At 34.5% G+C, this 12,511-nt stretch carries 12 protein-coding genes; 10 read left to right on the top strand and 2 right to left on the bottom strand.

Annotation, left to right across the window (positions count from 1 at the left end; translation table 11 throughout):
* Nucleotides 1-54: 54 nt before the first annotated feature.
* The 10 genes from YW9_RS0111350 to galE all read left to right on the top strand — a co-directional run bounded on the left by YW9_RS0111350 (nucleotide 55) and on the right by galE (nucleotide 9,622).
* Nucleotides 55-597 (top strand): YceD family protein, encoded by a 543-nt coding sequence (locus YW9_RS0111350; protein WP_018280293.1) that lies wholly within the window; start codon nucleotides 55-57, stop codon nucleotides 595-597.
* A 3-nt stretch (nucleotides 598-600) separates the two neighbouring features.
* Nucleotides 601-795 carry a 50S ribosomal protein L32 gene (gene rpmF, locus YW9_RS0111345; RefSeq protein ID WP_018280292.1) on the top strand — a complete coding sequence of 65 codons (195 nt, stop codon included), beginning with the start codon at nucleotides 601-603 and terminating at the stop codon, nucleotides 793-795.
* A gap of 229 nt (nucleotides 796-1,024) precedes the next feature.
* Nucleotides 1,025-2,338, top strand: coding sequence for a TolC family protein (locus YW9_RS0111340; RefSeq protein WP_026194005.1), 1,314 nt, complete (start codon nucleotides 1,025-1,027; stop codon nucleotides 2,336-2,338).
* Between the two features lie 58 nt (nucleotides 2,339-2,396).
* Nucleotides 2,397-3,674, top strand: a complete 1,278-nt coding sequence (locus tag YW9_RS0111335) for an efflux RND transporter periplasmic adaptor subunit (RefSeq protein ID WP_018280290.1) — start codon at nucleotides 2,397-2,399, stop codon at nucleotides 3,672-3,674.
* A 75-nt stretch (nucleotides 3,675-3,749) separates the two neighbouring features.
* Nucleotides 3,750-4,337, top strand: coding sequence for a peptide deformylase (def, locus tag YW9_RS0111330; protein WP_018280289.1), 588 nt, complete (start codon nucleotides 3,750-3,752; stop codon nucleotides 4,335-4,337).
* 68 nt (nucleotides 4,338-4,405) lie between these two features.
* On the top strand, nucleotides 4,406-4,840 hold the full coding sequence (locus tag YW9_RS0111325) for a DUF5606 family protein (RefSeq protein WP_018280288.1): 435 nt from the start codon (nucleotides 4,406-4,408) through the stop codon (nucleotides 4,838-4,840).
* Nucleotides 4,841-4,898: 58 nt separating this feature from the next.
* Nucleotides 4,899-6,320, top strand: coding sequence for a leucyl aminopeptidase family protein (locus tag YW9_RS0111320; RefSeq protein WP_018280287.1), 1,422 nt, complete (start codon nucleotides 4,899-4,901; stop codon nucleotides 6,318-6,320).
* A gap of 90 nt (nucleotides 6,321-6,410) precedes the next feature.
* Nucleotides 6,411-7,331, top strand: a complete 921-nt coding sequence (locus tag YW9_RS0111315) for an SPFH domain-containing protein (protein WP_018280286.1) — start codon at nucleotides 6,411-6,413, stop codon at nucleotides 7,329-7,331.
* A 391-nt stretch (nucleotides 7,332-7,722) separates the two neighbouring features.
* Complete coding sequence (locus tag YW9_RS0111305; RefSeq protein ID WP_018280284.1) at nucleotides 7,723-8,565, top strand: mechanosensitive ion channel family protein; 843 nt, start codon at nucleotides 7,723-7,725, stop codon at nucleotides 8,563-8,565.
* 34 nt (nucleotides 8,566-8,599) lie between these two features.
* Nucleotides 8,600-9,622 carry a UDP-glucose 4-epimerase GalE gene (gene galE, locus YW9_RS0111300; RefSeq protein WP_018280283.1) on the top strand — a complete coding sequence of 341 codons (1,023 nt, stop codon included), beginning with the start codon at nucleotides 8,600-8,602 and terminating at the stop codon, nucleotides 9,620-9,622.
* A 160-nt stretch (nucleotides 9,623-9,782) separates the two neighbouring features.
* Here galE and dprA read toward each other — a convergent pair whose 3' ends face one another.
* Entirely contained in the window at nucleotides 9,783-10,925 is a 1,143-nt protein-coding gene (dprA, locus tag YW9_RS0111295; protein WP_018280282.1) for a DNA-processing protein DprA, read from the bottom strand.
* A 67-nt stretch (nucleotides 10,926-10,992) separates the two neighbouring features.
* Nucleotides 10,993-12,375, bottom strand: a complete 1,383-nt coding sequence (locus tag YW9_RS0111290; RefSeq protein WP_018280281.1) for a dipeptidase — start codon at nucleotides 12,373-12,375, stop codon at nucleotides 10,993-10,995.
* Between the last annotated feature and the right edge of the window lie 136 nt (nucleotides 12,376-12,511).

Here is a 12,511-nt window from a genome sequence, read left to right as displayed (position 1 = left end):
AGTTGTATATTTGCACTCGCTAAAAAACGATTTGGTTTTGTAAACTTGTAGGAAATGAGGAAGTTAAAGGAATATGATATCTCTTTTGCGGGATTGAAACAAGGAAAACATCAATTCGTTTATGAGGTTGATAAAAAGTTCTTGGATTCATTTGGGTATGATGATGTGAACAATCTTCATCAAATTGTAACTGTTGAGTTGGATAAAAAAAGTACTTTACTTGAGTTGCATTTTAGAAATGAGGGAGTTGTGAATGTTAATTGTGATTTATCCAATGAGCCTTTTGATATGAAAGTTGAGGGAGAACTTTTTTTGGTGGTAAAATTTGGGGAGGAGTACAATGATGAAGATGATGAGCTACTCATTTTGCCACACGGAGAACATTTGCTTAATGTAGCCCAATACATTTATGAACTTATTGTGCTTTCAATACCAGTAAAGCGTGTTCATCCTGAGGTTGAAAAAGGAACATTACACTCCGATATTTTAGATAAATTAGAGGAGTTAACCCCTAAAGAAGAACTTGAAGAAAGTGAATATATAGACCCGAGATGGGAAAGTTTGAAAAAAATAATAATAACTGATAAAGAAAAATAAGAAATGGCACATCCTAAGAGAAGACAGTCAAGAACAAGAAGAGATAAGAGAAGAACACACGATAAAGCAGTAGTTCCTCAAATTGCAAAAGACCCAACAACGGGTGAAAATCACTTATATCACAGAGCTCACTGGCACGAAGGAAAATTGTACTATCGTGGTCAAGTGTTGGTGGATAACACTGAAAAAAGCGAATAAAGATTTTGATTTCATAATAAACATTTTTAAAATTAAACTCGAAGAAGCTATCCGTGAGGGTGGCTTCTTTTTTTATTTGATTTATAGTCTATTACAAAAAAATCCTAAAAATAATTTCAAAAAATATAATCAATACTGAAAAAAATTAATATCTTGGCAGACAGATTTTGATTTGGGAGGTAAAAATCTTAATTATTTATCATCATTTCTTACTTTTTTATTATTGAAAATGAAGAATTTATTGTTTATATTTTTACTAATATCATCTTTTTCAATACATTCGCAAAAACTTTGGACTTTGGAAGACTGTATTGAATATGCCCTGCAAAATAACATATCTATCAAACAATCAGAAATTGATTTAAAAACGACTGATATTGATAAATTACAGGCAAGAGGTGCTTTTTTTCCTTCATTCAATGGGAATGTCACTTACAATCTTAATGAGGGAAAGAACATTAATCCTGTTACCAACCAGTATGAAAATGCTTTTTTTCAATCAGCTTCTGGAGGGGTAAATATCGATGTAACGGTTTTTGCTGGTTTGCAGAATTGGCGTAGATTAAAACTTGCAGAGCTTAATAAGATAGCATCTCAGTATAAACTTGATAAAATGAAAGATGATATTATTTTGATGATAATCAATGCATATCTTGAAATTTTATCCAACAAAGAACAAATTAAAAAATTAAATATTCAGCTTGAAGTTTCTAAAGAAAATTTGAAAAAAACTCAGGACTTAATCGAAGCGGGTTCTTTGCCTAAAGGGGATTTATATGAGGCTGAATCGCAGTTTTTTTCGCAGGAACAACAAATTATTGCTACCGAAAATGCTCTTTTTATTTCAAAAATGGGATTGGCTCAGTTGCTATTGCTGAAAAATTATCAGGATTTTCAAATCGCAGATACATCTCTCGAAATTCCTATAACAGATATTCTTTCAAAAACTCCAACTGAAATTCTTGAAAGAGCGAAAGAAGTCACTCAAGATGTGAAAATTGCTCAAGCAAATGTGGATTTAGCAGAAAGTAATTTGAAGTTGGCTCGTTCTGCATACTCTCCAAGACTTTCTGCACAATGGGGATATAACTCACGTTGGTCGAAAAATTATCCTGAAAATTTTTGGAGACAGATAGACCAAAATAAAGGAATGTACGCGGGGCTATCTCTCACAATTCCAGTATTCAACGGCTTTTCAACAGTAGGAAACATCAAACGTCAGGAAATCAATTTACTCAGAAGTCAATGGAATAAGCAACAGGCAGAACTCACTATAGAAAAGAATGTATATCAGGCTTATACAGATGCATCAAATGCTAAAAAATTATTTGAAGCTACAGAGAAAACCTTACAGGCTAAGAAACAATCGTACGTTTATGCTAACGAACGTCACGCAGTAGGCTTGATGAATACTTTTGATTTTAATCAAGCAAAATATCAGTATGAGAATGCTGAAAATGAAAGTATTAGAGCGAAATATCAATATATATTTAAAATAAAAGTTTTGCAATATTATTTTAATGGATTGAATATCAATAGATAGAGAATAATTATTTTGAGATTTTCATATTAATAAAAATTGTCCTTAAGTTGATAAAACTATGAAAAGAAAGACTTTATTCATAATAATAGCTATTGTTTTGGGCTTAATATTGCTAATTGTTGGCAAAAAAGCTGGATGGTTTGGAGGTGAGCCAGAAGGCAAAGAAGTGGAAACTCAGGAGGTTTTATTGAAAACGCTAACGCAAAAGGTTTCGGCAACGGGTAAAATTCAGCCTGAATTGGAAATCAAATTATCTTCCGAAGTTTCAGGTGAGATTATTGAGCTTCCTGTAGTTGAGGGACAAATGGTAAAAAAAGGGGACCTTTTGGTGCGTGTCAATCCCAATGTGTATGAATCTGTTGTGAGCAGAAGTATTGCAGGGCTTGAGACCGTGAAAGCCTCATTACAACAAGCTGAAGCAAGTTTAAAAGAAAGCGAGGAAAGCTACAAGCGTAGCAAAGTTTTATATGAAAAAGGTGTGATTTCAAAATCAGATTGGGAAAAAGCTACATCTGCCTATGATATTGCAAAAGCGAACAGAGAATCAGCTCGTTTCAATGTTCAAAGTGCAATGGCAAGTGTAACAGAGTCAAGGGATAATTTGAGAAAAACAACTATTTTTTCACCAACTGATGGAACCATTTCTAAGCTTGGCGTGGAGTTGGGAGAACGTGTGGTTGGTACAGTGCAAATGACTGGAACGGAAATTATGCGTGTTGCTGACTTGAGCCGTATGGAAGTGGAAGTTGATGTAAATGAGAACGATATAGTTAAAGTGAGTGTAGGAGATAGTGTTAATGTTGAGGTTGATGCATATTTGAAGAAAGTTTTCAAAGGAACTGTAACTAACATTGCAAACACAGCCAATGCAACAACGAGTGTTGACCAAGTTACTAATTTTAAAGTAAAAATTCGTATTGAAGAAAGTTCCTATCAGGATTTGTTAAAGGATAAAAAAGCTGGTTATTCGCCTTTCCGACCAGGAATGACAGCCACAGTGGATATCCTTACCGAAACTAAGAAAGATGTACTTGCGGTGCCGATAAGTGCCATAGTTGTTAAAAAAATGTCAGAGATTAATCCTGAATCGCCAAAAGAGGAAGCCGAAAAACGGCAAGAAGCGGTTTTTGTCTTAAAAGATGGAAAAGCAGAACTAAAAGCCGTTTCTACTGGGATTCAGGATAATACAAATATTGAAGTTTTATCAGGAATTGAAAAAGGAGAGCAAATAATAGTAGGACCTTATAGCTTGGTAGGTAAAACGTTGAAAAAAGGAGATAGAGTAATCAAAAAGGCTAAGAATAAGGAAGATGAAACTGATAAGCTCTCAGATTAATTAGAAACTTGAGTATGTAATATTACAAATATCAACTTTATTTATTACTTTTGCAGTCTTTAATACTGAAAAACTATGGTTCTACCTATTGTAGCTTATGGAGATGCTGTACTTAGAAAAGTAGGTACAGATATTACAGCAGATTATCCAAATTTGAAGGAATTGATAACCAATATGTTCGAGACGATGGAAGCAAGTCACGGAGTTGGGTTGGCTGCTCCTCAAATTGGTTTACCAATTCGTTTGTTTGTTATTGATGCATCACCATTTGGAGAGGATGAGGATTTAAGTGCAGAAGAACAGGAATTTCTAAAAAGTTTTAGAAAAACATTCATAAATGCTAAAATTATTGAAGAAACAGGGGATAAGTGGAGCTTCAATGAAGGTTGTTTGAGTATTCCTGGAGTGAGGGAAGATATATTGAGACATAAGCAACTTACAATTAGTTATTTAGATGAAAATTTTGTTCCTCAAGAGCTAACGGTTGATGGACTTGCCGCACGAATTATTCAACACGAATACGACCATATTGAGGGAATTTTATTCACAGACAAGCTTTCGGCTTTTAAAAAACGATTGTTGAAAGGAAAGCTTACAGATATTAGCAAAGGGAAAGTAAATGTGGATTACAGAATGCGTTTCCCTGATGCGAAAAAGAGATAAGAAAGGAATTATAAACATAAAAGTTTGATATACAAGAAATAAGAAGTTAATTTTTATAGTACAAGAAAATGAATTTAAACAAAATTTTAGCCATTTCGGGCAAACCAGGATTATATCATTTGGAATCGCAAACACGTACAGGATTTTTAGCTACATCGTTGCTGGACGGAAAACGTATTTCAGTAGGAATACGAAGTAATGTGAGTTTGCTCTCGGAAATTGCTATCTATACATTGGAAACAGAAGTTCCTCTAAGAGAGGTATTTAAAAATATTAAGGAGAAAGAAAATAACGGAAAAACAAGTATTTCTCATAAATCTGATGATACTGCATTGGAAGAATATTTCTTCAATGTTTTGCCTAATTATGATGAAAATCGTGTGTATGTAAGCGATATCAAAAAAGTAATACAATGGTACAACTTACTTCTTGAAAAAGGGTATCTGGAAGAAACTTCAGAAGAAGAGAATGTTTCTGAAAAAGAAGAAGTTGTTAAAGAATAATTTATTATAAGACGATGTAATGCATCGTCTTTTTTTGTAATTTTGAAAAAGAAAAAGTATGAAAATTCAATCGTTTAAAAACATCAACGAAGAACAACCTGTAGATGTAACGGTATATCTTACAGAAAGTTTGAACAGTCTACCAGCTACACTTTATCCGTATCTTGAAAAGTATTTTGAGAAGAAGAAAAATGTTGTTATTTCAATTCCAACATTGGAACAACCTTTGATAATTGCTTTGTTCTTGGAGAATTCAGAAAAACAGAGTGTTACCAATGAAAAAGTGAGAATTCTTGGAAATGAGATTCTTACTTTGTTAAAAAAAGAAGATTATTCTACAGTAAGTCTTGTTTCAACAGTGGGAGAGCAGATTACTTTGACGACTCTGGAAGGAATGCTTTTAGGAGATTATCATTTTACGAAGTACAAAACCAAAGAAGAAGATAAAAAGGAAAAAGATATTCAGATTTACGCAGAAATTGACGAAACTAAGATAGATGAACTTGTTGGCTTGTTGGAAACGGTTTCTATTGCTCGTGATTTGGTAAATGAGCCGCCTTCTGTTTTAACAACAACACGTTTTTCAGAAGAAATTCAGGCTTTAGGAAATCACTACGGATTTGACGTTAATGTGCTAAGTAAATCACAAATTAAGAAACTCAGAATGGGAGGATTACTTGGTGTTAATGCTGGAAGTGATGTGCCACCAACATTTAATATTCTGACGTGGAGACCGCAAAACGCTAAAAATCAACAGCCTTATATTTTTGTAGGAAAAGGAGTCGTTTATGATACAGGAGGATATAACGTGAAGCCTGGTAGCTATATGGATACGATGAAATCGGATATGGCAGGAGCTGCTGCTGTGGTTGGATTACTTTGTGCTGTGGCTCAAAATAAATTACCTATTCACGTTATAGGATTAATTCCTGCAACAGATAACCGAATTAATAGTAACGCTTTTGTATCTGATGATGTGCTCACAATGATGAACGGCACTACCGTAGAGGTGAAAAATACAGATGCGGAAGGTCGTCTTATTTTGGCAGATGCTTTGGTGTACGCTCAGAACTTGAATCCTAAAATAGTGATTGATTTGGCAACACTGACTGGTGCAGCTGCTCGGGTTACAGGTCATTACGGAAGTGCTTTTATGGGGAATGCTTCCACAGAAATTAAGCAAAGTTTGCAACAATCTGGGGAAATGGTATTTGAAAGATTGACAGAACTTCCTTTCTGGGATGAATTTGCAGAAGATTTAGAGTCGCCTATTGCCGACATTAAAAATTTGGGTAAACCTGAAGGTGGAGCTTCTTCCGCCGGAAAATTCTTGGAACACTTCACTAACTATCCTTGGTTGCATATAGATATTGCAGGAACAGCCTTTCTTACAGCTCCTTATCGTTATTTTAAAGCAGGTGCAACTGGTGTGGGCATTCGATTATTATATCATTTTTTGAAGAAAGAGGAAAATATTTAGAAATTAAAAAGTTAAATTTCATTAGGAATATTTGCAAGTTTTTAAGAATTTTGTACATTAGCCAAGTGAAATTTTTAAAATCAAGAATCTATGGGAGAGTTAACAACATTTATTCCTTTTGCTATTATCCTAATCATTGTTTTAGGAGCATTTTTTACGGTGAAGCAACAAACCGCCGTTTCAGTTGAGCGTTTTGGTAAATTTCAAAGTATTCGTCATTCGGGGTTGCAGATAAAAATTCCAATAATTGATAAAGTAGCTGCACGTATCAGTTTGAAAATTCAGCAGTTAGATGTTATTGTGGAAACAAAAACACTTGATGATGTTTTCGTGAAAATAAAAGTTTCGGTACAGTATGTGGTAATTAAAGATAAAGTTTATGATGCTATTTACAGGTTGGAATATCCTCACGATCAGATAACTAGTTACGTGTTCGATGTGGTACGTGCCGAAGTTCCAAAAATGCGTTTAGATGATGTTTTTGTTAAGAAAGATGATATCGCCATTGCTGTAAAGCGTGAGGTTCAAGAAGCTATGGAAACATACGGGTATGATATCATAAAAACTTTGGTAACAGATATTGACCCCGATGCACAGGTAAAAGCCGCGATGAATAGGATTAATGCTGCTGAACGTGAGAAAGTTGCTGCTCAGTATGAAGGAGATGCACAACGTATTTTGATTGTAGAAAAGGCAAAAGCCGAAGCCGAAAGTAAGCGTTTACAAGGGCAAGGTATCGCCGACCAGCGCCGAGAGATTGCTCGTGGTTTAGTGGAAAGTGTTGATGTACTTAACAAAGTGGGTATCAGTTCACAAGAAGCATCAGCATTGATTGTGGTTACGCAACATTATGATACATTACAGGCTGTAGGTCAAGAAACTAACAGCAATTTAATTCTGTTGCCAAATTCTCCACAAGCAGGAAGTGATATGCTTAATAATATGATTACTTCATTTACTGCATCAAATCAGATTGCAGAAAAAATGAAAAATAAGGATAAGAACTCATAATACTCAAATTTAATAACAAGTAATTCAGCAAGAGAGAATTATCTTTCTTGCTGAATTATTTTTTTGATAGGTTTGTGAAATAAATATTAATTAATTACTTTTGTTTGCTCCAATTAAAATAGCTATGGAAAGAGTATTGAATATTTTTTACCTTTTGGTTTTATGTTTCACTTTTTTCAGTTTTTTTAATTTGCCTCACTACGATATTATACTTTCACTATTTGGAATTTTGGTCTTTATATCAGTATTTTATGCTCATTTTAAAGATTACCGAAAGCAAGTTCGCTGGGGTTTGGTACTAATGTTTATCATTCCGTTTTTTCTAATTTTTTTGAAGAAATAGAGTTACATTTGAATAATAACAATTAATTATAGAATAAGAATAAAAACAATGAATCATTTTACAGCAGAAGATTTTGAAAAATTATTGAAGGGGTGGATTACTGAACTCATTAATTTTGTTCCAGCATTAGTTGGAGCAATCGTCGCTTTTATTGCGGGTAGATATATAATTCGTTTTTTGTTAAATCTCACTAAAAAGTTAATGATAAGAAGAGAGGTTGATGTTACTTTACAAACCTTTCTTTTACAATTAATTAAATGGACTCTTCATATAGCATTGTTTTTAATAATTATTCAGATTATTGGGGTTCCTGCAACACAATTTTTTGCCATTTTAGCCAGTGCGGGTGTTGCTATTGGTTTGGCTTTACAAGGTTCCTTATCAAATTTTGCAGGAGGGATTATGATATTGATTTTTAAACCTTTTAAGGTAGGAGATAACATTGAAGCCAAAGGCGAAAGAGGTACTGTAAAGCGTATTGGGTTGGTTTCTACCACATTAAATAAATTTAATAATGAAGAAGTTATCATCCCTAATGGTCCTCTTTTTGGAGATAGTATCATCAACTATACCCGTGAAGACAAAAGAAGGGTTAAGGTATTAGTCGGCATTGGATATAATTCTGACCTTCAGAAAGCTAAGGAAATTTTGTTGGATATCGCCAAAAGTGATAAACGTGCTTTTGAGGAACCTGCTCCGTCTGTTTTTGTTGAAGAATTGGCAGATAGTTCGGTAAACATTTCGGTACGTTTTTGGTGTAATAATGATGACTATTGGGATTGCTATTTCAATGCTATTGAATCAGTTAAGACACGATTTGATGCTGAAGGTATCGAAATTCCTTTCCCACAAAGGGTTCTCAATATTGTGAGCGATACCAGCAAATCTTAAAAAAAAACGGAAATAAAATATATTTTTGACAGATATGAAAAAAATAGTTGTAACTGGCGGATTGGGATTTATCGGTTCGCATACAGTAGTAGAATTGCAAAACTCAGGTTTTGAAGTAGTTATTATTGATAATTTATCAAATTCATCGGAAGATGTACTTCCACGTATTGTAAACATCACGGGGAAAAAGCCAATTTTTGAAAAGTTCGATTTGCGTGATAAACAGGCAGTTATTGATTTTTTCCAAAGACATCACGATATTGCTGGAATGATTCACTTTGCAGCATCGAAAGCAGTTGGAGAAAGTGTGGAAAAACCTTTGTTGTATTATGAAAATAACTTAACGACTTTGGTTTATCTTCTGCAAGAATTAAGCAAAAAAGAAAAAGCACATTTTATATTTAGTTCATCTTGTACGGTTTACGGTCAGGCTGATGAACTTCCGATTACAGAAAATGCACCTGTGAAAAAAGCGGAATCTCCTTACGGAAATACCAAACAAATCGGGGAAGAAATCATTGCTGATACTTGTAAGGTAACCCCTCATTTACAGGCAATTTCTTTACGATATTTTAATCCGATTGGAGCACATCCTTCTGCCGAAATTGGCGAATTGCCCATAGGAGTTCCACAAAATTTAGTGCCTTTCATTACCCAAACAGGTATCGGTTTACGTGAAAAATTGTCTGTTTTTGGTGATGACTATCCAACACCTGACGGAACTTGTATTCGTGATTATATTCACGTGGTGGATTTGGCAAAAGCTCACGTGGTGGCTCTACAACGCTTGTTGGAAGGCAAAAACACTGAAAATTACGAAGTTTTCAACGTTGGAACAGGAACAGGAAGTAGCGTTTTGGAAGTAATCAATAGTTTTGAGCGAGTTTCAGGCGAGAAACTGAATTATCAAATCGTGGGTAGACGTGCGGGTGATATTACCGCTGCTTACGCAAATACGGATAAAGCTAATAACGTACTCGGCTGGAAATCAAAATCTACATTGGACGAAGCGATGGCTTCAGCTTGGAAATGGGAAAAGAAAGTTAGAGGTAAATAATAATCTTAATCAATTGAAAACTATATAATTATCAGATAAAATTATTGAAATTGATAATTTTTGTAGTGTTGTATGATGAAGATGATTATGTTGCAGATAGCGAGATTTTAGTAAAAACAAGAGCCAAAGAAAATCGTTCGTCTTTGACTCTTTTTTTTAATTATATAACTTCAAACATTTTACCGGGTAATGGGCGAATTACATTCTTCATTTCAAGTTGAAATAGTAAATTAGAAGTTTGATAAACAGGAATTTGACATTCAAAAGCAATTATATCAAGTTGCTGTTTTCCGTTGTTTTTTAGGTAATTATGGATTTTTTCTTCTTCAAAAGAAAGTTCTATAAAAAGTTGTTGTTGTATAGGTTTTGATGTAGGTTTATCCCAATTCAGATGATATAACAAATCTTTGGCGGATGTTAAAATTCGAGCCTTTTCCACGCGGATTAAATCATTACACCCCACGCTATAAGTGTCTGTTGCTCTTCCAGGTACAGCAAAAACTTCACGATTGTAGGAGAAAGCAATATCTGCAGTTACCAGACTTCCTCCTTTGGCACCTGATTCAATAACAATGGTTGCTTCTGATAATCCTGCAATAATTCGGTTGCGACTGAGAAAATTTTTCCTATCAAATTTACATTGAAATCCGAAATCTGTAATGAATCCGCCATATTCTTCTATTGCCTCACAATATTTACTATGTACTTGTGGATAGACCATATTTAACCCGTGAGCCAAACAAGCAATAGTTTGTAGGTTTTGGTCGATAGCAGCTTTGTGAGCGGTAATATCAACGCCATAGGCAAAACCACTGACAATCACAACATCTAAGGGAGCCAAATCTTCTATTAGTTTTTCGCAAAAGGCTTTTCCATAAGGAGTTATATTTCGGGTTCCAACGATGCTTAAAATTCGTTTGTTTTTCAAATCAATATTACCACGTTGGTAGAAAAAAATAGGACCATCGACACACTGTTTTAACAAATCAGGATAGTCGTCGTCTGTGAAGCAACAAATTTTGATATTATTTTTCTGAGCGAGATTTAGTTCAGTTTCTGCTTCGTGTAAGTATTCTGATTTTAATAAGTTTCGGGAAATTTTTTCTCCAATACCATCAATGTTTTCGAATGTACTTTTCTTTTGAGAAAAAATATTTTTCGCACTTTTGAAGTGAGTAATGAGTTTTTTGGCAGTGATGTCACCTATCAGAGGTGTTTTTTTCAAAGCTATTAGGTACAGAAGTTCCTCTTCTTTCATCTTTATGGTAAAACGTGTTAGCTGTAAAATTAATAAATCAGACATCTTCTCCCAAAAAGAAAAGATGTCCGAAATAATATTAATCCAAAAAATGTCTTGACTTGTTATAAAACTATTTATTAGCAAAATAATGATAAAACCACGGAATAGTTTCGATTCCTTTCAAGAAATTGAAAACTCCGAAATGTTCATTAGGTGAGTGAATAGCATCGCTATCCAAACCAAATCCCATTAGGATTGACTTGCTTCCTAATTCTTTTTCAAAAAGAGCTACAATTGGGATACTTCCTCCCGAACGCACAGGAATTGGGGCTTTCCCGAAACTCTGTTTATAAGCTCTTGCTGCAGCCTTATATCCTGCAGAATTTGTAGGGGTTACATAACCTTGTCCTCCGTGATGAGGTTTAACAGTTACTTTTACTCCTGTTGGAGCGATACTTTCAAAATGTTTTTTAAAAAGTTCCGTAATTTCTTCCCAGTCTTGATTGGGGACTAAACGCATTGATATTTTTGCAAAAGCTTTGCTCGGAATTACAGTTTTTGCACCTTCTCCTGTGTAGCCACCCCAAATTCCATTAACATCTAAGGTTGGGCGAATTGAGTTACGTTCATTGGTTGAGTACCCTGCTTCTCCGTAAACATCTGCGATATCCAAGGCTTTTTTGTAATTTTCTAGTGAAAATGGAGCTTTTGCCATTTCGTTGCGTTCTTCTTGAGTAAGTTCTTCTACTTTGTCATAAAAACCAGGAACTGTAACTTTGTTGTTTTTATCGTGCAGAGAAGCTATCATTTTAGTTAAAATATTGATGGGATTTGCTACTGCTCCTCCGTAAAGTCCTGAATGTAAATCACGATTAGGACCTGTAACTTCTACTTCAACGTAGCTAATTCCACGAAGTCCCGTAGTTATGGAGGGCGTGTCGTTAGCAATCATTCCTGTGTCTGAAATTAAAATGATATCATTTTTAAGCTTTTCGTGATTTCTTTTCACAAACCAACCTAAGCTTTCTGAACCAACTTCCTCTTCGCCTTCAATCATAAACTTCACATTACAAGGTAGATTATTGGTTTTTACCATATACTCCAGAGCTTTTACGTGCATATACATTTGTCCCTTATCATCACAAGCTCCTCGTGCGAAGATAGCTCCTTGTGGGTGTTTCTCTGTGGTTTTTATAACGGGTTCGAATGGGTCGGAATGCCACAAATCAAGTGGGTCGGCAGGTTGCACGTCATAATGCCCATATACTAGTACAGTAGGCAATTTTGGGTCGATGATTTTTTCTCCGTAAACAATTGGATATCCAGGAGTTTCACAGATTTCAGTTACGTCACAACCCGCTTCAGATAATGCTTTCTTTACTGCTTCAGCTGTATTTATAACATCTTGTGAATAAGCTGAATCGGCACTTATTGATGGAAGTTTTAGCAAGTCGATAAGTTCTGAAATGAACCTTTCTTTGTTTTCTTCGATATAATTTTTTACTGAATCCATAAAATTTGAGATGAAAATAATTTCCCAAAGGTAAAATAAAAATCAGACTAATCAAAGTTTTTTTGAAAAACTCACTAAATGGATGTAATAAAAAAGCTCAAAACTTTATAAAGTTTTGAGCTTTTTTACGAGTGAT

This window comes from Capnocytophaga cynodegmi DSM 19736, assembly GCF_000379185.1.
GTDB lineage: Bacteria > Bacteroidota > Bacteroidia > Flavobacteriales > Flavobacteriaceae > Capnocytophaga > Capnocytophaga cynodegmi.
The sequence above is the reverse complement of the archived record's forward strand: the minus strand, read 5'-3'. Positions and strand labels throughout refer to the sequence as shown.